General features: G+C 64.2%; 18 protein-coding genes. 3 read left to right on the forward strand and 15 right to left on the reverse strand.

The genetic code is table 11. The features are described from left to right. Positions 1 to 92 precede the first annotated feature (92 nt). Positions 93 to 1,007 carry a LysR family transcriptional regulator gene (locus KY494_RS12840; RefSeq protein ID WP_219133013.1) on the forward strand — a complete coding sequence of 305 codons (915 nt, stop codon included), beginning with the start codon at positions 93 to 95 and terminating at the stop codon, positions 1,005 to 1,007. 6 nt (positions 1,008 to 1,013) lie between these two features. On the opposite strand, the gene KY494_RS12845 is transcribed toward KY494_RS12840, so the two are convergent. From KY494_RS12845 to KY494_RS12890, 10 genes are all read right to left on the reverse strand, one after another. Further along, a complete protein-coding gene (locus tag KY494_RS12845) occupies positions 1,014 to 1,397 on the reverse strand; it encodes a hypothetical protein (RefSeq protein ID WP_070303393.1) in 384 nt (127 codons plus the stop codon). A 56-nt stretch (positions 1,398 to 1,453) separates the two neighbouring features. Further along, positions 1,454 to 2,803: a PepSY domain-containing protein gene (locus KY494_RS12850; protein WP_219891192.1), complete on the reverse strand. Its 1,350-nt coding sequence runs from the start codon at positions 2,801 to 2,803 to the stop codon at positions 1,454 to 1,456. 8 nt (positions 2,804 to 2,811) lie between these two features. Next, positions 2,812 to 4,935, reverse strand: coding sequence for a TonB-dependent receptor (locus tag KY494_RS12855; protein ID WP_258194832.1), 2,124 nt, complete (start codon positions 4,933 to 4,935; stop codon positions 2,812 to 2,814). A 77-nt stretch (positions 4,936 to 5,012) separates the two neighbouring features. Next, positions 5,013 to 5,411: a DUF2946 domain-containing protein gene (locus KY494_RS12860; protein ID WP_258194833.1), complete on the reverse strand. Its 399-nt coding sequence runs from the start codon at positions 5,409 to 5,411 to the stop codon at positions 5,013 to 5,015. Positions 5,412 to 5,458: 47 nt separating this feature from the next. Further along, positions 5,459 to 6,055, reverse strand: a complete 597-nt coding sequence (locus KY494_RS12865; protein ID WP_257571971.1) for a membrane integrity-associated transporter subunit PqiC — start codon at positions 6,053 to 6,055, stop codon at positions 5,459 to 5,461. Further along, positions 6,052 to 7,692 carry an intermembrane transport protein PqiB gene (locus tag KY494_RS12870; RefSeq protein ID WP_219891193.1) on the reverse strand — a complete coding sequence of 547 codons (1,641 nt, stop codon included), beginning with the start codon at positions 7,690 to 7,692 and terminating at the stop codon, positions 6,052 to 6,054. Before KY494_RS12870 ends, KY494_RS12865 begins: the two co-directional genes overlap by 4 nt. Beyond that, positions 7,685 to 8,977 carry a paraquat-inducible protein A gene (locus KY494_RS12875; RefSeq protein ID WP_375143473.1) on the reverse strand — a complete coding sequence of 431 codons (1,293 nt, stop codon included), beginning with the start codon at positions 8,975 to 8,977 and terminating at the stop codon, positions 7,685 to 7,687. Before KY494_RS12875 ends, KY494_RS12870 begins: the two co-directional genes overlap by 8 nt. 129 nt (positions 8,978 to 9,106) lie before the next feature. Continuing rightward, positions 9,107 to 10,468 (reverse strand): amidase, encoded by a 1,362-nt coding sequence (locus KY494_RS12880; protein ID WP_219891195.1) that lies wholly within the window; start codon positions 10,466 to 10,468, stop codon positions 9,107 to 9,109. Positions 10,469 to 10,531: 63 nt separating this feature from the next. Continuing rightward, positions 10,532 to 11,764 carry a M20/M25/M40 family metallo-hydrolase gene (locus KY494_RS12885; protein ID WP_219891196.1) on the reverse strand — a complete coding sequence of 411 codons (1,233 nt, stop codon included), beginning with the start codon at positions 11,762 to 11,764 and terminating at the stop codon, positions 10,532 to 10,534. Next, complete coding sequence (locus tag KY494_RS12890) at positions 11,761 to 12,987, reverse strand: urate hydroxylase PuuD (RefSeq protein WP_219891197.1); 1,227 nt, start codon at positions 12,985 to 12,987, stop codon at positions 11,761 to 11,763. The genes KY494_RS12885 and KY494_RS12890 overlap by 4 nt, the downstream gene beginning before the upstream one ends. Before the next feature lie 131 nt (positions 12,988 to 13,118). Between KY494_RS12890 and KY494_RS12895 the strand changes: the two genes are divergently transcribed. Continuing rightward, positions 13,119 to 14,057 (forward strand): LysR substrate-binding domain-containing protein, encoded by a 939-nt coding sequence (locus KY494_RS12895; RefSeq protein ID WP_100875714.1) that lies wholly within the window; start codon positions 13,119 to 13,121, stop codon positions 14,055 to 14,057. A gap of 73 nt (positions 14,058 to 14,130) precedes the next feature. After that, complete coding sequence (locus tag KY494_RS12900) at positions 14,131 to 15,885, forward strand: allantoate amidohydrolase (protein WP_219891198.1); 1,755 nt, start codon at positions 14,131 to 14,133, stop codon at positions 15,883 to 15,885. Between the two features lie 22 nt (positions 15,886 to 15,907). Here KY494_RS12900 and KY494_RS12905 read toward each other — a convergent pair whose 3' ends face one another. The 5 genes from KY494_RS12905 to KY494_RS12925 form a co-directional block, all read right to left on the reverse strand. Further along, entirely contained in the window at positions 15,908 to 17,143 is a 1,236-nt protein-coding gene (locus KY494_RS12905; protein ID WP_219891199.1) for a Zn-dependent hydrolase, read from the reverse strand. A 15-nt stretch (positions 17,144 to 17,158) separates the two neighbouring features. Then, the gene (gene hydA / locus KY494_RS12910) at positions 17,159 to 18,550 is read right to left on the reverse strand and encodes a dihydropyrimidinase (protein ID WP_219891200.1); all 1,392 of its coding nucleotides are present in this window, start codon (positions 18,548 to 18,550) and stop codon (positions 17,159 to 17,161) included. A gap of 21 nt (positions 18,551 to 18,571) precedes the next feature. Continuing rightward, positions 18,572 to 20,056 carry an NCS1 family nucleobase:cation symporter-1 gene (locus tag KY494_RS12915; RefSeq protein WP_219132996.1) on the reverse strand — a complete coding sequence of 495 codons (1,485 nt, stop codon included), beginning with the start codon at positions 20,054 to 20,056 and terminating at the stop codon, positions 18,572 to 18,574. A gap of 134 nt (positions 20,057 to 20,190) precedes the next feature. Next, on the reverse strand, positions 20,191 to 21,471 hold the full coding sequence (preA, locus tag KY494_RS12920; protein ID WP_219891201.1) for an NAD-dependent dihydropyrimidine dehydrogenase subunit PreA: 1,281 nt from the start codon (positions 21,469 to 21,471) through the stop codon (positions 20,191 to 20,193). Beyond that, positions 21,471 to 22,838, reverse strand: coding sequence for an NAD(P)-dependent oxidoreductase (locus KY494_RS12925; RefSeq protein ID WP_219891202.1), 1,368 nt, complete (start codon positions 22,836 to 22,838; stop codon positions 21,471 to 21,473). Before KY494_RS12925 ends, preA begins: the two co-directional genes overlap by 1 nt. Positions 22,839 to 22,879: the final 41 nt, after the last annotated feature.

The following is a 22,879-nucleotide window of genomic DNA, read 5'->3' on the forward strand; positions in this document are numbered from 1 at the left end:
TATAATTCTGTAGGGTGGTGACACGATATGCCCCGAATGTGGCCACGTCCAACACCGAGTTGGTATCAAACCTATACCTGAAAGGTATGAAGATGGAATTACGGCACTTGCGCTACTTCGTTGCGGTCGCAGAGGAAAGGAACTTCACGCGGGCCGCCGCGCGCCTGCATATCGCGCAGCCGCCGCTCAGCCGGCAGATGCAGCAACTGGAAGAAATCCTGGGCGTGGCGCTGATCGAAAAAGGATCACGGCCCCTGCGGCTGACGGAAGCGGGCGAGTTTTTCCTCGCCCATGCGCGGCCCCTGCTCGACCAGGTGCGCGACCTGAAGGCGATGACGCAGCGCGTGGGCAAGCTGGAACGCACCCTGTCGATCGGCTTTGTCGCCTCGACCCTGTATGGGGAATTGCCCGACATCGTGCACCGCTATTGCGAACGCCATCCCGAGGTCGACGTGACCCTGCATGAAATGACGACGGTGCAGCAGTTGAAGGCCCTGAAGGAAGGCCGCATCGACGTGGGTTTCGGACGCTTGAAAAGCGAAGACCCCAGCATCCGCCGCATCCTGCTGCGCGAGGAGCGGCTGGTGGTGGCGCTGCCGCCCGGACACCGGCTGGCCAAGGGGGAAGGCGGATTGCGCCTGACTGACCTGATCCACGAAACCCTGCTCGTGTATCCGAAAGCGCCGCGCCCCAGCTTTGCCGACCAGGTATTGAGCATGTTCAGCGAAGGCAATGTCACGCCCGGCCCCGTCACGGAAGTGCGCGAATTGCAGATTTCCATGGGACTGGTGGCGGCTGGCCAGGGCATTTCCATCGTGCCGGAAAGCGTGCAGGCCATGCATCACCGGAACGTCGTGTACCGCAAGCTGGACGACAAGCATGCGTTCTCGCCCATTTTATTCAGCATGCGGCATATGGACCGCTCGCCGGAACTGGAAAACATCCTCGCTGCCGTATATTCGATCTACGATGAACACGGCATCGCGCACGTCAAGGAAAGCCTGTAACAGTGACTACGCCGCATCGGCCAGCAGTTCCGGCCGCAGCGCGCGGATGCGCAGCTCCGTGAAATAGCCGCCCGCCTCGTTGTAGCGCAGGTAGTGGCGACCGCAGTTCAGGCAGCGCGCCACCTGACTCAGGTTGGCGGGATAGTAACGGGGCGCGATGGGCGCATCGATGCTGTCATAGCGCGTGCCGTGCGGGTGGTATTCGGCAAACGTCGGTTCCTCGTACGGATCTTCGCGCAGGGTGCCGATTTCTTCAAACCGATCCAGCTCCAGCGAAGTGGGCAGGCGTTGCCAGGCGTCCAGCGGGACGGCGCAGCAGCTGCATTTTTTTGTCACCAGCGCCGACGCGGCGGCCAGTGCGGACAAGGCGGGGAAATCGATGAATACCATGTTCAGCCATTGCAAAGGGGCGGCCCATGGCAACGAGCCTGGCCGCGCCCCTTATTCTAGCGCAGTCGCATCCTGCCGATACGCGCACCCCATTTCGCCAGGAGCAGCTCCAGCAGCATCAGCATGCAGGCGGAAATGAGCAGCAGCGGCATCAGCGCGCACATGCCTGCCGCCACCAGCCAGGCCAGCGCGGACGGCGAGGTCCAGGCGCCCGGCAGCAGCCGGGGCAAGCCCAGCGAGCCTGGCGGGCGGCGCTTGAAGAACATCACCCAGCCCGACACCAGCGAGAACAGCACGCTGGCGCCAAACAGCAGCAGCAAGGCCTGGTTCCACCAGCCGAATTCCCCGCGATGAAATGGAATGCCGATGGCCGTGGCCTTGCCGAACACCGTCTGCGCCTGCCACCCCGCATAGTACAAAGGCTTGCCGCTATAGGCGTCGAATTGCAGGTCGAAGCGCAAGGTGGGCTGGCTGCGGTCGGCCATGGTGGCGCGCCATACATCGTCCTGGCTGGCCGGCGCCGTCAGTTGCACGGCGATGGCGGGTGCATGGCTGCGCGCCACTTGCCAGGCATCCTGCCAGTCGAGCGGAGCGCCCTCCTCGCGCGAATGCAGACCGCGCGGCACGGGCGGCGGCGCCTGGCCGCTGGCATCGCGCAGCGCGCGGATGCGCCCGCCCGCCTGCTGGCTCCACGTCAGCCCTGTCGTCAGGATCACGACGCTGACGATGCCGAGCGCCACGCCGAGAAAAGCATGCCACTGGCGCCAACCGTTGCGCCCCCGCGCGCCCCGCTTCGGCAAGCCAGATTGCGCGCCGCGCGGCCACCACAGCACCACGCCCGTCACCAGCATCACCATCAGCCAGCTGGCGGCCAGCTCGATCATCCAGCGCCAGCCATCGTTTTGCAGCAGGCGCGAATGCAGCTTCCTGGCCCAGTTGCCGAAACGCTCACTGCTGGCCAGGCTGCCCAGCACGCGCGCGTCATACGGATTCACATACACGACGATGGCTTGCGCGGGCAGGCCGAACTTCGGCCTGGCGGGCGTGACCGGCGCGGCATGCCCGCCATGGCCCGCATGTTCATCGGGCGCGCCACCGGGCGGCGCGAACGCCACTTGCACCGCATCGTCCTGTTGAAACGGCGGCACCACGTGCTGCACCGCCCAGCCGCGCGGCGCCGCCCGTTCCGCTGCCGCCACGGCGGCGTCCAGCGGCAGCATGGACGCTTGTGGCGTCACGTGATCCAGGTGCTGGTACAGACGTGCCTCGATCTGCGGCGTGAACACATACAAAATGCCCGTCAGGGTGGCCACCAGCGCGAATGGCGAGGCGATCAGCGCGGCCCAGAAGTGGATGCGCCAGTACAGGCTTTTGCGCCGCGCGATGAGAAAGGTGTGATCGTCCATGGCCATCCTCACAGTGCGTTGAAGGTATAGCCCAGGCCCAGCATCACGCTGCGCGGCGCACCGGGCGTGTACTGGTTCTGGCTGTTCGGCGCATAGCTGCCCGTGCCCGCATAGCTGCTGCTGGCCGAATCGGCATAGCGTTTGTCGGCCAGGTTGCGCACCTGCGCCCACGCTTCCAGCCCGCACGCGATCTGGTAGCTGGCGCGCAGGTTCAGCAAGGCGTGGCCCTGGTACTCCACCGTATTGGCGTTATTCATCCAGTAGCGGCCCTGGTGCACGGCTTCGAGCGCGATACGCGCGCCCGTAACGGGCTTGTAGCCGATCTCGAACGAGGTGATGTCGCGCGGCGCCTGCGGCATGGCGCGGCCGCTGTAATCGAGGCTGGCAGAGACCTGGTAGCGCAGGTAGCGGTGGCGCGCGATGGCCGTGGCAAAGCGCGCGTCGAACGGGCCGCTGTCGTAGTTCAGGCCCAGCTCCAGGCCTTCGCTGCGCGTGCGTCCCGCATTGCGGTTTTCGCTGTTGCCCGGCGAGAGCGTGTAGCTGACGATGGTGTCGCGCCCGTCGAGCCGGTACAGGGCCGTGTCGAGTTTCAGCCGGCCCTGCAAAAAGGCCCAGCGCAAGCCCAGTTCATAGTTGTTGTAGACGGACGGCTGCAGGTCGGCGATGCCCGTCTTGCCATATAGCTGGCTCACCTCGGGCGGCGTAAAACCCTGGCTGACGTTCGCATACGCGCTGCCCGCATGACCGATGGCGTAGGTGGCACCCAGCTTCGGGCTCACATGCGAAAAGCTGCGCGACTCGTCGGGTGCGCCGTAATTGACGCTGCCGCCCGGCGCCAGATTGTTATGATAGTCGTAGCGGATGGCGTCCGAGCGGCCGCCCAGCACCACGCGCATGCCGGCCAGCGGCGTCAATTCCCATTGCGCGAAGACGGCCGTGTTCAGAATGTCCGTCTGGTAGTCGCGCACGCCCTGCGGATTGGACGCATTGGCCAGCGTGTAGCGCAGGTAGCGGCCCGTGGCCGCATCGCGCACGATGGAGAGATTATCGCTGACAAAGGGATTGTCGCTCTTGTCCACGTACACGCCAAAGACCAGGCGCGAACGCAGCCACGCGAATTCCTGCTGGTGTTTCACGTCCAGCCCCAGCGAATCGACGTGGTTGTTGTTGATGACGCCCTTGCACAGCATGCCTGCGCAACTGCCGATGGAATACGCGGGGATCTGTCCATGGTCGTTCTTGCGCGTAAACACGGTGACGGTGCTCGTGCCATTGGCCGTCGTCGCGCCCTCCCACGCCAGATTCATGCGCGTGGTCTTGTCCTTGCGGTAGGTAAACGTGTTCAGGCTCTTGCCCGGGGCATTGCGATAGTCGTTCTCGAACAGGCTGCCCGTCATGGCCGCGTCGAGATCCGTGTGGACGAGGGTGGCGCGCAGCTGCGAGGTGGGACTGAGCGCATAGTCGGCGCGCAGCGAGAACGAATCCTTGTCGCCATAGCTGTACTCTTGCCAGTTGTCGCGCGAACGGCGCGAGCTGTAATGGGAAAAGCGCAGTCCCAGCGGCCCCCAGGTATCGCTGGCGGAGGTGTCGTAGCGGGTGAAGCCGCCCACGCTGTCGCGCCGCACGCCCACCTTGGCCGTGGGCGTGGCGCTGGCGCCGGCCGTGAGGAAATTGACGGCGCCGCCCACGGCATTGCTGCCATACAGCGAGGAAGCGGCGCCCTTCACCACTTCCACGCCGCTGGCCCCCGCCATGTTCATTTCATTGAGCGAGTTGTGGTTGAAAACGCCCAACGGACGGATGGGGATGCCGTCTTCCAGGTACTGGTAGACGGCATTCGTGCCGATGGGCTGGCGGATGCTCATGCTGTGCTGCTCGTTGCCCAGGTCATTCCAGTACACGCCGGCGATGCGGTTGAGGATATCGCCCATGGTCTTGGGCTTGTCGCGTTCCAGGGTTTTGGCATTGACGACGCCGATGGCCTGCGGCGTCTCGGACAGCCATGATTGCGCGCGCGAACCGGAAACGACGACGGTGTCGATGGCGTGGTCGGTTTGGTCAAGTTGCTGCGCCCGCGCGCAGGGGTAGGCCACGGTGATGGCGACGGCCAGCACCAATAATTTCTTGTTCATGTGATTCTCGTTTAAGTGTGCGGATGCGGCGCGTCACACCGCAAGGTGGACAGCGCCAGCATTGAAAATGCAAAAACTTAAACGGAATCGGGCGGCGCGCGCGACTGCGCGGTGGACCAGATGAACAGCGGGGATGGGGATTGGTAGTACAGGGCCGGGAAAATGGCCGTGCCGCTGGCCACAAGCAGCGGCAGCACGGGGCTGGCGGGCGGCAGGCCGACGGAACCCGCATGCGTGGAACAGAAGGCGCAATGCTCCATCTGCATGGCCTTGCCGCCGGATTTTTCATCGGCGGCGCCATCATCAACCTGGACAAAACGGATGCCGGCCACCGAGCAGATTTCCGCCCAGCCGGAGCCGGACTCCTGCTTGGCATTGGCGACGGCCTGGGAAATCGATGGCGCGAGCGCCGCCAGCAGGATCGCGAAACAGGCGATCCAGGCGGCAAAGCGGCGCGTGAACAAGGTCATTCCCATGGCCGCATTTTACCAGCGGCCGCCGGGACTGGGTAGCGAAAAGCGGCTCAGGCGGCCGGACAGGCGGCATTGCCGCTGTCAAAAGCGCGCACCACGCTGGCCGCATCGGCGGCGATGCGGCGCACGGCGCGGCGGTGACCGAGTACCAGTTCATCGTAGCCGGCGCCCACTTTTTCATTGGCGATCGTGCGGCAAGTGACCACCTTGCTGCTGGCCAGCTGGCGCACGCTCCACACGGCATCGATCAGCGCATACTGGCCCATCACGGACTCGAAACGCTGCACATTGGTGCTGATGCGGTACACGGGCAGGTTGTCAGGATGTGGCGTACGGAACACATCGATGGCGCCCAGGTCGTTCGTCACGGCCGTCGACAGGGCCTGGCCGATCTCGCCGGCCAGCGGTCCCGCCCAGCGCTGCTGCTCCAGCAATTCGATGCGTCCCGACGGCGCCGTCACGACAAACTGGTTGCGGCTCACCTGCTGCGGCACGCTGACGGCCAGCACCTCGACATAGTATTTGACGGGTTTGGCCGGCTGCGCGTCGGCGCCGCCGCTGAGCGTATAGAAGTGCTCGGGCTGGGGCGTGGAGCAGGCGCCCAGCAGGCTGCCAGCCAGCAGCGCGGCAAACATCGGTTTCATCATTTTTTTTCATCTCCTTTTTTACCGCGGATCAGGGACTCGGGGTGACGTTCCAGGTAATCCGACAGCGCATTGAGCGATTGCAGGGTTTGCGTCAGTTGCTGCAAGGCCTGGCGCACGTCCGACTGCAGCGGCGAATCCTTTTGCAGCACCTGTTCGGCCGTGCCGAAGGTCTGTTTCGCCGCCGTCAGGGTATCGCGCATTTCCGGCACCACCTGGCCATCGAGCTGCTTGAACAGGGTATTGGCCTGCTTGATGGTGGCGTTCAGGTTGTTGCCGATCTCCGCGTATGGCACCTGATCGAGCTTGCGGGCGATGCTGGCGATCTGCGTCTGCAGTTCATCGAGGGTATTGGGCACGGTGGGCACTTCCAGCGGATACCTGTTCAAGTCCAGCGCCACCTTCGGCGCTTTCGGGAAGAAGTCGAGCGCGATATACAGCTGGCTGGTGAGCAGGTTGCCCGTGCGTAGCTGCGCGCGCAAACCGCGGCTGACCATGCGTTCGAGCAGCTGGTGCCCGGCCGAGCCTTCCGCATCGTCGACGGCCGCCTTGAAGCGCATGCCCAGGCGCGCCGGATACAGATTGACGGTGACGGGCATGCGGAAGTTCTTCTTCACGGGATCGAATTCGATGCCCACCGAGCGCACCTCGCCCAGCACGATGCCACGGAAGTCCACCGTGGCGCCAGGCTGCAAGCCGCGCAGGGACTGGTCGAAATAGAATACGGTGGTGATCGCCTCGCCATCGGGTTCGCGCATGGCGCTGGCCTCGTCGGCCGCCAGACGGAAATTGGTATCGGCCGGCGCGGGTTCCTCGGGCTTGCGGCCGTTTTCCGCCTCGAAGGCGATGCCGCCCACCAGCATGGCGGCCAGCGACTGCGTATTCAATTTGAAGCCGTTCGAATCGAGGCGCACGTCGACGCCGCTGGCATGCCACCAGCGCGCATTCTTGCCGACGAACTGGTCGTACGGCGCATTGACGAAGACCGACATGGTGATGCCGTTGCCATCCTTGTCCAGCGCGAAACTGACCACCTTGCCCACGCGCAGACGGTGGAAGAACAGGGGCGAGCCCACGTCGACGGAGCCGAGGCTGTCCGCATGCAGGGTGTACAGCTTGCCCTTCTGGTCGCCGGCCACGGCGGGCGGATTTTCCATGCCGACGAAATCCTCCTTTTTGGCTTCCGACTTGCCCGTGTCGACGCCGATGTAGGCGCCCGACAGCAAGGTGCCCAGGCCCGTCACGCCGCTGGCGCCGATCTGCGGGCGCACCACCCAGAAGCGCGAATCGGCGGTGGCGAAACGGCGCGCTTCCTTGCTCATGTCGATCGTCACCAGCACCTTGCTCAAGTCGTCGCCGAGGGTAATGGCGCGCACCTGGCCGATGTCGACGTCCTTGTACTTGACCTTGGTCTTGCCCGGCTCCAGCCCTTCGGCGCTCTTGAAGCTGACCGTCACCGTGGGGCCCTGGTCGAGGATGGACTTGGCGGCCAGGCCCGCCCCGATCAGCGCGGCCAGCAGCGGAATGAGCCAAACCAGCGATGGCAGCCAGCGGCTGCCCTGCTCCACATCGGGTTCCGGCAACGGGGGGACGCTCTGGCCACCCGTTTCTGCAAGGTCGCCCGCTTCTTTGTCAGACATGCTGTTCTCCAATCACTGTATTGTTTCCGGTATTTGCCACCACCACGGGTTCTTCCTCGCCAGGCACCTGCCCGTCGACGGGGTCCCATATCAGGCGCGGGTCGAACTGCATCGCCGCCAGCATGGTCAGCACCACCACGGCGCCGAAGGCCAGCGCGCCGGGTCCGGCCGTGATCACGGCCAGCGACTTGAAGCGCACCAGCGCCACCGTCAGGGTGACGACAAAGATATCGAGCATGGACCAACGGCCGATGAATTCGACCATGCGGTACAAGATGGTGCGCTGGCGCGGCCGCCAGCGTGAACGCCGCTGCGCCGTAAACGCCAGCAGCGCCAGCACGCCCAGCTTGAGCATGGGCACGACCACGCTGGCGATGAAAATGATGATGGCCAGGCCTTTCGAGCCGCTGGTCCAGAACAGCACCACGCCGCTCATGATGGTGTCGTCCTGCGCGCCGAACAGCGACTGCGTCACCATCACGGGCAGCAGGTTGGCGGGAATGTAGAGGATCATGGCGGCGATCAGCAAGGCCCAGGTGCGGTTGATGCTGTCCGGCTTGCGCACGTGCAAGGCCGTGCCGCAGCGCACGCACGCCAGGTGCTTGCCTTTACCCAGCGGCGGCGCCACCAGGCCGCAGGCGTGGCAGGGCACGATCTTCGCTCCCGGCGCGAAGGCCTTGTAGCGGATGCCGGGCAACGCCTGCCGGGTCAGGTCGTCGCCGAGGTTCCACAGGGCCTTGGGATCGAACGAGACGACGATGGCCAGCATCAGGGTCAGCGCGCCAAACGCGAACAGCCCCGGTTGCGGCAGCACCGTGGCCAGGCTGGTCATCTTGACGACGGTGATCAGGATGCCGATCATCAGCACCTCCGTCATGCCCCATTCGCGCGCCGTCTGCACGGCGCGCAGCACGCGGTTAAAGCCCGGCACCTTGACGCCGCCGCGCAGGCCCAGCGCCACATATAGCAACGCACCGAGTTCGATGGCGGGAAAGAGGATGGTAAACAGGAAGACCATCGTCGCCACGATGTGCATCTGCTCGGACCACAGCACGCGGATGGAGCCGAGCAAGGTGGCGCTGGAAGTGAGACCATTGACGTCGAGTTCGACGATGGGAAAAAACTGCGCGATCAGGAAGACCAGGGCGGCGCCCAGGGTCAGCGCCACCACCTTGGTCAATTCGGCCGAGGCGCCGCGCGCGTGGGCGCCGCGATACAGCACCGAGCGGCAACGGATGCAGCGCGCCTTTTCGCGCGGACGCAGCGGACGTTTGCGGTACAGCACGCCGCAGTCATGACAGCTAATCAGGTCGTATCGGTGCACAGTTGAAGTTTGCCGGCGCCCGAAGCGCGACTATCCCATGTCAATGCCAGCTATCATATTACAAACCCGGCATTTTCCTGCACTACGGCACTATTCTTTTCCACTTCCCCGCAGCAACGCCTCCACGGCGCGGCCGATTTGCAGCACGCGCTCATCATTGCCATGCATGCCGCAGATGCCCAGCCCCACGGGCAGCTCGCCCTCGGCGTGGCACGGCAGCGACAGCGCGCAGCCATCGAGGAAATTGATCACGCTGGCGTTGCGCAGCGCCAGGCCGTTCGTGGCAAAGAAGGTGGCGTCATCCGCTTCCAGCGGCGCGAGCTGCGGCGCCAGAATAGCCACGCTGGGCATCAACCAGGCGTCGAACGGCGCCAGGCGCTGTTTCGCGATGGCGATCAGGCGCGCGCGCGCATCGAGCAAATCAATGTAGTCAGACGCGCCCTGCCGCTGGCCGCGGCGGATGCGCGCCGCCACGCGCTGGTCGTATTGCGCGCCCTTGTCATCGAGCAGCGCCCGGTGCCAGTGCCAGGCTTCCGCCGCCACCAGGCCGCCGCCGCCATTAATCGTCGGCAGCTCCAGCAATTCGGGGAAATCGAACTGTTCCACCAGCGCGCCGGCCGCGCGCAATTTGTCCAGCGCGCGCTCGAAAGCCTGCCGCACCTGTGGCTCGACATTGGCGCCTACGTAGTCGGTGGTAAAACCGAAGCGCAAGCCTTTCAGTGCCGGTGCCTGCGCGCCGATGTCATGGCCCGACAACGCTGCGTACAAAATGGCGCAGCAATCGACGCTGTGCGCGATGGGCCCTGCCGAATCGAGGGAGCGCGACAAGGGCACCGTGCCGGCCAGCGATACGGCGGCTGCCGTCGGCTTGAAACCGGTCAGGCCGCAAAAGGCGGACGGGATGCGGATCGACCCGCCCGTGTCCGTGCCCAGCGCGCCGGCCGCCATCGTCAAGGCCACCGTGACGGCGCCGCCCGAGGTGGAGCCGCCCGCCACGCGCGTGCCGTCGTGCGGATTGCGCGGCGTGCCGTAATGGGGATTCAAGCCCAGGCCGGAAAATGCGAATTCGCTCATATTGGTACGGCCCAGCAGGACGGCGCCGGCCGCGCGCAGGCGTGCCACGGCACCCGCATCGGCATCGGCGGGCGGCGCATCGGCCAGTGCCAGCGAGGCGGCGCTGCTGACCTGCCCCCTCACGTCGAACAGGTCCTTGATCGAGATGGGCACGCCGGCCAGGGGCGAGGCAACGATGCCCGCGGCGCGCGCCGCATCGCTGGCCCGCGCTTCCATCAGCGCATGTTCGCCATCGAGGCTGACATAGGCGAACCCGCCCTGCGCCCGGTGCGCCTCGGCGCGCGCCAGCATCTGCTGTGTCAGTGCCACGCTGGTGATGCGGCCGGCGGCCAGATCGGCCGCCAGTTCCCTTATCGTCCTCTTGCCAGTCACATCCATGCTGCCTCCCCGATTTTCCAGGCATGCATCTTACCGGATGCCAGCGGCATGGTCGCCGCCCCGTCAGACGGCCAGGAAGTCGAGCAGGGTCAGGGCGACGATCTTGCTGGCCTTGCGCAAATCATCGAGCGCCAGGCGCTCATCGGCCTTCTTCGCGTTCGACTCGGGTACCGTGCGCGGGCCGGCACCATACAGCACGGCGGGGATGCCCCGCTCGCCATACAGGCGCGCATCCGCATACAGGGGCGTGCCGACGGCGGGAATCGTCTCGCCAAGGATGGCTTGCGCATTCTTTTGCAGGCTGCCGACCAGCTGCTCGGAACCGGGCAAGGGCCGCAGCGCGTGCGACAGCAGCAGGCGGCGGATCTCGATGCGAATGCCAGGTTCGCCCCGCACGGCGTCTTCGATCAGCGCGCGCACCTGCGCTTCCACCGCCACCGGGTCTTCCTCCGGGATCATGCGCCGATCCATCTTCATGACGACCTTGCCCGGCACCACATTGGTATTCGTGCCACCGTCGATGCGGCCCACCAGCATGGTGGGCGAGTCGATGCCGGCCACCTTGGATTTGATCTTTTTCAGCTCCGGCAGCTGGCCATAGATGGCGTTGAGGATCTTGTTGGCCGCCTGCAGCGCGTCATGGCCCGTCTCTGGCATGGAGCCGTGGCCCGACTTGCCGTGCACGGTGATTTCCAGCTGCAGGCAGGCGTTGTGCGCCGTGACGATGCCATAGCTGAAACCGGCGGCGATGACGAAATCGGGCTGCGTCAGATTCTGCTCCAGCAGCCAGCCCGGTCCCAGCAAGCCACCGAATTCCTCGTCGTAGGTAAAATGCAGTTCCAGCTGGCCCTTCAAGGGAATACCCAGCGCTTCGAGCGCGCGCGCGGCAAACACATAGGTGGCGAAATCGCCCTTCGAGACGGCCGTCGCGCGGCCGTAGATATAGCCGCCGTCGATCTGGCCGCCATACGGCGGATACGTCCAGTTGTCGCCGGGCGGCACCACGTCGCCATGCGCATTCAGGGCCACCGTCGGCCCGCCTGCCGCATACGGGCGGCGCACGATCAGGTTGGTGATGCTCTGCATGCCATAGGCCTCGACCTGGTCCGCTGGCACCGCGTGCTTTTCGGCGTTCCAGCCATACGCCTGCAGCAGCTGCGCCACCAGCTCCGCATGGGGCGCGTTATTGCCGGGCGGCGTATCCGTCGGCTGCTGCACCACCTGCTGTAAAAAGGCGACTTCTTCGTCGAAGTGCGCGTCGATCCAGGCCGTGATTTTTTCCGCGTGGGTAGTCATTTTTCTCCTTGCATGGTCTGTTGCAGCCAGGCGCCCAATTCGCTGCGCTCGGCCTCCGTCATATTGGTCAGGTTCCCGATCGGCATGGCTTTCAGCTCGATGGCCTGCTTGTAGATTTGCGCCGCGTGCTGGCGGATTTCCATTTCATTATCCAGCATCATGCCGGCCGGCGCCGTGGCGAAACCCGCTTGCGTGGGCTGGGCCGAATGGCAGGTGGCGCAGCGCTGGGCGATGATGGCATGCACGGCCACGAACTGGGCGGCGGGGTCCGCCACGGGCGCGGCCGCCACGGGCGCTTTCGGCGCGATGGCGATAGCTACGGCCAGCAGCAGGGCCACGCCGATGGCCGGATAGCGCCACTCGACTCTGCCCTTGTGGCGCAGGTTGAAAAAGTGGCGGATGAAGACGCCGGCCGCCATGATCAGCGCCAGCACCAGCCACGCGTGATCGTTGCGGTAAGTCATCGCGTAGTGGTTGCTGATCATGATGAATAGCACCGGCAACGTAAAATAATTATTATGCACGCTGCGCTGCTTGGCCTTCAGGCCGTGCCTGGGATCGGGCAGCTTGCCGGCGGCCATGGCTTCGACCATCTTGCGCTGGCCGGGAATGATCAGCATCAGTACATTGGCCACCATGATGGTGCCGATCATGGCGCCCACGTGGATGTAGGCGGCGCGCCCGCTGAGCAAATGCGTGAGCACGTACGCGGCGCCGACGATCAGCGCAAACACCGTCACGCCGAACCACAGTTCATATTGCGCCAGCTTCGAGCGGCACAGCAGGTCGTACACGGTCCAGCCAATGACGAGGGTGGCGATGCCGATGCCGACGGCCTGCCCGCTGGAGATATCGGCCACGGCCTTGTCGATCATCATGGCCTGCGCATTGAAATAATAGGCAATCGTCAGCAGCGCAAAGCCGGACAACCAGGTGGAATACGCCTCCCACTTGAACCAGTGCAGCTCCTTCGGCAGTTCGGCGGGCGCCACCAGATATTTTTGCGGGTTATAGAAACCGCCCCCATGCACGGCCCACAATTCTCCCGAGACGCCCTTCTTCGCCAGCTCGGAGCCGGGCGCGGGCGGACGGATCGAGTTGTCAAGCCACACGAAATAAAAGGAAGCGCCGATCCAGGCGATGCCCGTGATGACGTGCAGCCAGCGGACGATCAGGTTCAGCCACTCAAGGCCGTACGGAATCAGGTAGGCAAATACGTCCATAAATTTCCTCTAGTCAGACCGAACCCATATTCGTGCCAATCTACACAAGATAAACGGATTTACCGCCCTTCACATGAAAAATATCGTATATTTGACATATTCAAATCGATATACAACAGAGCCGCCGCCCCATGTCCAGCCTGCCGCAACACCTCGACCTGCACCTGATCCGCATCCTCTACCTGCTGCTGGTGGAAAAGAATGTCTCGCGCGTGGCGCTCAAACTCAACCAGCCGCAGCCGTCGATCTCCGCCTCCTTGCGCAAGCTGCGCGAACTGACGGGCGACCCGCTGCTGGTGCGCGGCGCGCGCGGCATGGTGCCCACGCAGCATGGCGAAAGCCTGCTCAATCCGGCCAAGCGCATCCTCGACCAGACGGAAAGCCTGTTTATCAAGAAGACGCCGTTCGTGGCGCAGGAAGAGGCGCGCACCTTCCATATCGCCGCGCCCGACTACCTGGACAGCCAGTTCCTGCCCAATGTGGTGGCCCTGCTGCGCCGCGGTTCGCCGAAAAGCCGCGTCGTGCTGCACAGCCTGGGACCGGGCATCGATCATATCCGCCAATTGTCCGATGGAGGGCTGGATCTGGTCATCGCCAACTGGGACGAGCCGCCCGCCCACCTGCACATCTCGAAGCTGTTCGAAGATCCCATCGTCTGCGCCATGCATGCGGAAAACGCTTATGCGCGGCGCACGGCCAGCGACGCCATGACCCTCGACGACTATCTGAGCCTGCCGCACGTGGCGCCGTCGCAGATGATGCCGGGCTATCACGGCGTGATCGACTCCTTCCTCGAACGGCAAAACCTGCAGCGCAACGTGGTGGTGGAATCGGCGTATTTCGGCCTGATCCCCTACATGCTGACGCAGACGGATCTGGTACTCACCACGGGCCGCCAGTTCATGCGCTTCTATGAAAAGACCCTGCCGCTGAAAACGTATACCGTGCCATTGAAATTCCCGCCGATGCGCTTTTACCAGTTGTGGCACCAGCGCGTGCACCAGGCGCCCGAGCACAAATGGCTGCGCGACCAGGTCAGCGCGGCGGCCAAGGCGCTGGTGCAGCGATAGCCGCTATCAGCACGCGCATATAATGAACGCAGGAACAGGGCGCTATCATCACCGCTTGCATGATCGGAAAACCATGACCACCCTTTCAGACCTGAACGCCGGCAGCCAGGCCGATTTTATCGCGCAGCTGCATGGCATCTACGAACATTCGCCCTGGATCGCCCAGCGCGCAGCCGCCGCGCGGCCGTTTGCCAGCCTGACGGCGCTCAAGACGGAATTGCAGCGCGTGCTGGCCCTGGCCTCGCCCGAAGAACAGCTGGGACTCATCCGCGCCCACCCCGAACTGGCCGGCAAGGCCGCCGTCGCGGGACAGCTGACGGTCGAGTCGACGCGCGAACAGGCCAAGTCCGGCCTGAATCTGTGCAGCGCCGACGAATTTGCCACCCTGCAGCGCCTCAACAGCGAATACAACACCAAGTTCGGCTTTCCCTTCATCCTGGCCGTCAAGGGCCCGACGGGCGAAGGCCTCACGCGCCAGGACATCATCGCCACCTTTTCCCGGCGCCTGAAGAACCGGCGCGCCGATGAACTGGCCGAATCGCTGCGGCAGATCAAGCGCATCGCCGAGCTGCGCCTGAACGACCTGTTCGACGTGCGCCTGGACTTCGGTCCGGCCATCATGCAGCACGCTGAAACCTTGGCCGGCTGGAGCGACAGCGATTACAACCTGACCTGCGCCTACCTGACGCCGGCGCACCGGAAAACGGCCGCGCAGCTGGCCGACTGGATGCGGGAGGCGGGCATGCAGGTGCAGATCGACGCCGTCGGCAATGTGGTCGGCCGCTATCTGTCCGACGCGCCCGGCGCAAAGACGCTGATGACGGGCTCGCACTACGACACGGTGCGCAACGGCGGCAAATACGATGGCCGGCTGGGTATCGTGCTGCCGATCGCCGTCGTGCGCCACCTGCACGAACGGGGCGAAAAGCTGCCCTTCCACCTCGAGATCGTCGGCTTCGCCGAAGAGGAAGGCGTGCGCTTCAAGAGCACGTTTTTGGGCAGCACGGCCGTCACGGGCAAGTTCGACTTGTCGCTATTGGAACAATGCGACACGGATGGCGTGAGCATGCGCGACGCGTTGGCCGCCGCCGGCCACGAGGCGAGCGCCATCGGCGCCATCGCGCGTGACCCTGCCGATTTGCTCGGCTATGTGGAAGTGCATATCGAACAGGGCCCCGTGCTGCTGGAGCGCGACCTGCCGCTGGGAATCGTCACGGCGATTGCCGGCAGCTCGCGCTACCTGGTCAATCTTGGCGGCGTGGCCAGCCACGCGGGCACCACGCCCATGCACATGCGCAAGGACGCGGCCAGCGCGGCGGCCGAAATCATCCTGCTGGTGGAACGGCGCTGCAGCCAGGGCGAAGCGCTGGTGGGCACCGTCGGCCAGCTGCAGGTACCCAACGGCTCCGTCAACGTGATAGCCGGCGCCTGCACCCTGTCGGTCGATATCCGCGCGGCCAGCGACGCGGTACGCCAGGCGGCCGTCGACGACATCCTCGATGGCATCGCCGCCATCTGCGCGCGGCGCCAGATCGACTACCAGCTGGAACTGCTGCTGTCGGCGCGTGCTGCGCCGTGCGCGCCATGGCTGATGGCGCAACTGGCACAAGCCGTGGAATCGGTCGGCATCGAACCATACGCGCTGCTGTCGGGCGCCGGCCACGACGCCATGGCCATGGCCGCCATCACCGACGTGGCCATGCTGTTTACGCGCTGCGGCAATGGCGGCATCAGCCACAACCCGCTGGAAACCATGACGGCCGACGACGCCGACATCGCGGCGCGCGCGCTGCTGGCCTTTTTACGCAACTTCCAGCCCAAGCCCTGAGTGGGGGACGTGGGCCGGCAACCTACACAGCCACGGCCCGCTCCAGCATCGCATGCAGCAGCACGTTGCAGCCCGCTTCCAGGTGCTCGGGCTTGGCGTCTTCGATTTCATTGTGGCTGATGCCATCCTTGCAGGGCACGAAGATCATGCCGGCCGGCGCCAGTCGGGCCGCGTAGATGGCGTCGTGGCCGGCGCCGGAGACCACGTCCATCACGGAATAACCCAGTTTTTCAGTCGCATTGCGCACGGCGCCCACGCAGTCTGGGTGGAACGGGCATGGCGGGTAATAGGAAACACGCTCCAGTGAAATGCCCAGGCCCGTCGTCTCGCGCGTGGCGTCGATGAAGGCCGTGATTTCGCCGTGCATGGTGTTGAGCAGTTCGTCGTTCACATTGCGCAGGTCGATGCTGAATGTGACTTCGCCGGGAATCACGTTGCGGCTGTTCGGGAACACCTGCACCATGCCCACCGTGCCACGCCCGTAAGGCGGGTAGCGGTTGGCGATGGCGACAACTTCCTGCATGATGGTCGTGGCCACCTGCAGCGCATCCTTGCGCAAGCCCATGGGCGTAGGACCGGCGTGCGCCTCCATGCCCGTCACCACGCAGTCGTACCAGGACAGCCCCATCACGGCAGGCACCACGCCGATGACTTTATCGGCGTCTTCCAGCACAGGGCCCTGCTCGATATGCGTTTCGAAATAGGCGCCGATGGGATGGTCGCCCGGCACCTGGTCTCCACGATAGCCGATGCGCGCCAGCTCCTCGCCCACCGTTTTGCCTTCCGTGTCTTTCGCCGCATACGCGGTTTCGAGCGAAAAAGCGCCGCAAAATACGCCGGAACCCATCATCACGGGCACAAAGCGCGAGCCTTCCTCGTTGGTCCAGAACGCCACCTCGATGGGCGATCGCGTCTTGATATTGAGGTCGTTCAGGGTACGCACCACTTCCAGCCCCGCCAGCACGCCGTAATTGCCATCAAACTTGCCGCCCGTGGGCTGGGTGTCGATGTGGCTGCCCGTCATCACGGGCGGCAAGGTATTGTCGGTGCCGTCGCGGCGCATGAAGACATTGCCGATCTGGTCGATGGTAATGCTCATGCCGGCTTCACGGCCCCAGCGCACCACCAGGTCGCGCCCCTGCTTGTCGAGGTCCGTCAGGGCCAGGCGCTTGACGCCGCCCTTCACTGTCGCGCCGATCTGCGCCAGTTCCATCAGGGCTGCCCACAGCCGTTCGCCATTGATGCGTAGATCATTCATTATTGTCTCCTGACTTCATGCGGTGGTGGCGGCAAACGCCGGGCGCTCGATATAGCGCCCTGCCCCTTCGACGGCCGTCAGCTCGCCCTGGTGGAACACCACCTTGCCGGCGGCAATCGTGGTGCTGGGGATGCCGCGCACGGTGCGCCCTTCGAAGACGTTGAAGCCTCCTTTGGCAAACTGCGTGGCGGCGGAAATGGTGCGCGTGCCCTGCGGGTCCCACAGCACGATGTCGGCATCGCTGCCCGCGGCGATGACGCCCTTGCGTGGATACATATTGAAGATCTGCGCCGCATTGGTCGACGACACCTTGACGAATTCGGACGGTGTCAGCATGCCGGAATTGACGCCCGCATCCCACACCACGGCCATGCGTTCCTCGACGCCGCCGCAGCCGTTCGGGATGCGCGTGAAGTCGTCCTTGCCAGCCGCCTTCTGCTCGGCGCAGAAGGTGCAATGGTCGGTGGCCGTCGTGTGCAGGTTGCCGCTTTGCAGGCCGTGCCACAAGGCCGCTTGATGGTGCTTGCCGCGGAACGGCGGGCTCATGACGTGGCCCGCCACGAAATCAAAATCATCGCTCTGATAGACGCTGTCGTCGATCACCAGATGGCCCGCCAGCGCTTCGCCATACACGCGCTGGCCGTTGGCGCGCGCGCGTGTGATGGCGTCGAGCGACTCGGCGCACGAGACGTGCACGATGTACACGGGGGTATTCAACACATTGGCAATCGCGATGGCGCGGTTGGCCGCCTCCGCCTCCACTGCCGGAGGACGCGACAACGGGTGCGCCTGCGGCCCGGTAATCCCCTTTTTCAGCAAGGCTTGCTGCAATTGAAAAACCAGCTCGCCGTTTTCCGCATGCACGGTGGGCAGCGCGCCCAGCTCCAGCGAGCGGGTAAAGCTTTTCACCAGCGTTTCATCGTCGGCCATGATGGCATTCTTGTAGGCCATGAAGTGCTTGAAGCTGTTCACGCCATGCTCGCGCACGAGGATGCCCATCTCTTCATGCACCTGTTCGCTCCACCAGGTGATGGCCACGTGGAAGGTGTAGTCGCCGGCCGCCTTGGCCGACCATGCGCGCCACTGATGATACGCTTCGATCAGCGACTGCTTCGGTGCGGGAATGACGAAGTCCATGATGGTGGTGGTGCCGCCCGCCAGTCCCGCCGCCGTGCCCGTGAAAAAATCGTCGGACGTCACCGTGCCCATGAAGGGCAGATTCATGTGCGTGTGGGTGTCTATCCCGCCCGGCATCACGTACAGGCCGCCCGCCTCGATCACGGTGGCGCCAGCTGGCACCGGCAAGTTCTCGCCGACGGCGGCAATCGTGTCGCCCTCGATCAACACATCGGCGCGAAACGCGCGGTCGGCGTTGACGACGGTACCGCCACGTATCAATGTAGTCATCTTGTCTCCTTCTCGAAAAGATCAGGACTGCGGCACCTGCTGCACGTGCGCTACGACCCTGCCCTTCATCATGACGCCGTAAACGACCGCGGCGATGGCCACACCCACGAACCAGGCGTAGGTGTAGATGGTTTTAAAGCCTTCGGCCACGCCGGGAAACGCCGTGGGAAAAGCCGCGTTCAGAAAGCCGGGGATATTCGGCAGCACGGCGACGACAAAGGCGATCAGCGCCGCCATGTTCCAGCCATTGCCATACGAGTAGATGCCGTCGTCGCGGTATAGCTGCCTGACGTCGAGCTGCGTCTTGCGCACAAAATAATAGTCGACGATGAGAATGCCGGCGATGGGGCCCAGCAGGGCCGAGTAGCCGATCAGCCACGTGAAGATATAACCCTGGGTCGATTCGAGCACCTTCCACGGCATCATGACGATGGCGATGAAGGCCGTGATGTAGCCGCCCATCTTGTACGAAATCTGCTTCGGCGCCAGCGAGGAAAAGTCGTACGCCGGGCCCACCAGGTTGGCCGCCAGGTTGACGCTGACCGTGTCGATCAGCAGAATGATCAGCGCGACCAGCACGGCGGCGCCCGTCATGCGGCTGGCCAGGTCGACGGGATCCCAGATGGCCTTGCCGTACATGACCACGGAGCCGGCAGTGACGATCACGGCCAGCATGGCCAGCAAACCCATGGGCACGGGCAAGCCGACCGACTGGCCGATCACCTGGTCGCGCTGCGTCTTGGCGAAGCGCGTGAAGTCGGGAATGTTCAGCGCCAGGGTGGCCCAGAAACCCACCATGGCCGTCAACGATGGCCAGAAGACGTTCCAGAACTGGCCCGCCTTTTTGCCGCCGGGGATGAATTGCGATGGCTGGTCCAGCAAGCTGGCCACGCCGCCAGCCTTGCTGTGCACCCAGTACAGCAGCACGAAGCAGATGAGGATTTTCAAGGGCGCCGTATAGGTTTCGAGCTTGCGGATCGACTCCATGCCGTGCAGGATGTAATAGAACTGGATGGCCCAGAAAGCCAGGAAGCACAGCAACTGGCTACCGTTGATGCCCAGGCCCGCGATCTTCTCGCCGCCCAGTTCATGCCCCATCAACACGCCCATCAGGGTATAGATCATCTGCCCGCCGAACCAGGTCTGGATGCCGTACCAGCCGCAGGCGACGATGGCGCGCATCAGCGCCGGCAGTCGCGCCCCCATGGTGCCGAACGAGGCGCGCGCCAGCACGGCATACGGGATGCCGTACTTGGTGCCCGCATGGCCGATCAAGAGCATGGGCAAGAGCACGATGGCGTTGGCGAGGAATACCGTGAGCACCGCCTGGTAACCGGACATGCCGCTGTCGATCAGGCTGGCCGACAGGGTATAGGCGGGAATGCACATCACCATGCCCACCCACAGCGCGGCAAAGTGATACCAGCGCCAGGTACGCTGCGCCGCCGTGGTGGGCGCCAGGTCTTCATTCCACAGCTGCGTATTGCCTGAATAGTCGTGGTTCACAGGTATTCTCCATCGGTTAGGCCGCCGGCATCTTGAATGACGCCAGGGATACGGCATTGTGTAAACTGCGGCAGTCTAGCTTACTGCAAAGACAGGCAACAGTTTATAAAATAAACGTACGCAAAAAACGTGCCCTAAGCCGTTTCCACCAATGCCCGTGGATTTCTGGGATCCTGCGTCCAGTTCATATATGGCTTGCCCGTGACCTGCGGCACCATCGTGATGCAGCCCTGCACCGGACAGGTGATTTCGCACAGGTTGCAGCCCACGCATTCCTCCTTGATGACCTCATACGTGCGCATGCCGGCGGCGTCGATCAGTTGCGCAATCGACTGGTGCGACGTGTCTTCACAAGCCACATAGCACTTGCCGCACTTGATGCAGTCATCCTGGTTGATGTGCGCGATCACCTGGTAATTCATGTCCAGGTATTTCCAGTCCGTCGTGTTGGCCACGGCCTTGCCGGAAAAATCGCTGATGCGCGCATACCCCTTCTCATCCATCCAGCGCGACAAGCCATCCTTCATCTCGTCGACGATGCGGAAACCATGCAGCATGGCCGCCGTGCACACCTGCACGCAGCCGGCGCCCAGGGCGATGAATTCGGCCGCGTCGCGCCAGTTGCCGATGCCGCCGATGCCGGAAATGGGCAAGCCGCGCGTCTGCGGATCGCGGGCGATTTCCGCCACCATGTTCAGGGCGATCGGTTTGACGGCAGACCCGCAATAGCCGCCGTGCGTGCTGGCGCCGCCCACGATGGGCAAGGCCACCATGCGGTCCAGGTCCAGCGAGGTAATCGAGTTGATGGTGTTGATCAGCGAGACGGCGTCGGCGCCGCCCGCCTTGGCCGCGCGCGCCGGCATGCGCACGTCCGTGATGTTCGGCGTGAGCTTGACGATGACGGGTAGCTTGCTGTGCTTCTTGCACCAGGCGGTCACCATCTGCACATACTCGGGCACCTGGCCCACGGCCGCGCCCATGCCCCGCTCCGGCATGCCGTGCGGGCAGCCGAAATTGAGTTCGATGCCGTCCGCTCCTGTCGCTTCCACCTTCGGCAAAATGTCGGCCCAGTAGTGCTCTTCGCAGGGCAGCATCAGCGAGACGATCATGGCGCGGTCGGGCCAGTCCTTTTTCACCTGCGTGATTTCGCGCAGGTTGATCTCCAGCGAGCGGTCCGTGATCAACTCAATATTGTTGAAGCCCACCACTTCGCGGTTCTTGCCGTACAGGGCGGAATAACGCGACGAGACGTTGACGGCGGCCGGGTCTTCACCGAGGGTTTTCCACACGACGCCGCCCCACCCCGCCTCGAACGCGCGCACCACGTTGTAGGCCTTGTCGGTGGGCGGCGCGGACGCCAGCCAGAAGGGATTCGGCGCCTTGATGCCGCAAAATTCGATGCTGAGATCAGCCATTATGCAGCCTCCACTTTATTCAACAAATCGGAATGGATGGCCAATGCGGCCAGCTTGCCATGCTGGACGGCTTGCACCGTCAAGTCCTGCCCCGGCGCCACGCAGTCGCCGCCCGCGTAGATCCCCGGCAGCACCGTGCGAAAGCCCGCGTCGACGGCGATCTTGTCGCCTTCGCGCTGCAGCAGCGACGCCATCGAATCATGCAGCACGCCGGTATCGAGGCTCTGGCCAATGGCCTTGAAGATGGCGTCGGCCGCCACGTCGAACGTTTCGCCCGTGCCCGCCAGGCGCGTGCCCTGCATCCGCGTTTTCTCGAAACGCATGCCGGCGACCTTGCCGGCAGTATCGAGCAGCACCTGTTGCGGCTGGCCCCACGTCAGCATGCGCACCTGGTTGGCCTTGGCGATATCCTGCTCGTGGTGCGTGGCCGTCATGGCGTCGAAGCCGCGCCGGTAGACCAGGGTGACTTCCTCGGCGCCCAGGCGGCCAATCTGCACGGCCATGTCGATGGCCGTATTGCCGGCGCCAATGACGATGGCGCGTTTCGGCACGGGCAGCGCGGCCAGGTCGTCGGCCTGGCGCAGCGCGGCGATGTAATCGACGGCGGCCAGGAGACCCGGCGCATCTTCGCCCGTCAGGCCCAGCTTGCGGCTGGCGCCCAGGCCCAGACCGAGGAACACGGCGTCATACTGCGCATGCAAGTCGCGCAGCTGCAGGTTCTCGCCCAGTACCTGGCGACATCGGATTTCAATGCCGCCTATGCCCAGCAGGAAGTCGATTTCCTTTTGCGCGAAGTCGTCCGTCAGCTTGTACTTGGCGATGCCGTATTCGTTCAGGCCGCCCGCCTTGCCCTCTTTTTCAAAGATCACCACGTCGTGCCCCAGCATGGCCAGGCGGTGCGCGCACGACAGGCCAGCCGGGCCCGCGCCAACGATGGCGATCGTCTTGCCGGTGGCGGCCGCGCGCCGGAACGGGTGCGCCGCAAAATGCATATGGTCGACGGCGTAGCGCTGCAACAGGCCGATTTTCACAGGCTGGCCTTCGGCGTCGTGGTTGCGCACGCAGACGTCTTCGCACAGGATTTCCGTGGGGCAGACGCGGGCGCAACTGCCGCCCAGGATGTTCTGTTTCAGGATGCCGGCGGCGGCGCCGTTGATGTTTTTGTCGTGGATATTGCGGATGAAGCTAGCCACGTCGATTTCCGACGGACAGATGCGGCTGCACGGCGCGTCGTAGCAATACAGGCAGCGGGCGCTTTCGATGGCCGCCTGACGCGCCGTCAGGGGCGGCGCCAGGTCCGTGAAATGGCCCGCCAGTTCCTCGTTGGGCAGGGCGGGATGCGGCAAATAGTTCAAAGACTCGATCATCGCGTTTTCCTTCGTTGATCCTGCGGTGGACTTTTAGTGTG

It is taken from the genome of Janthinobacterium sp. PAMC25594, assembly GCF_019443505.1.
GTDB lineage: Bacteria > Pseudomonadota > Gammaproteobacteria > Burkholderiales > Burkholderiaceae_D > Janthinobacterium.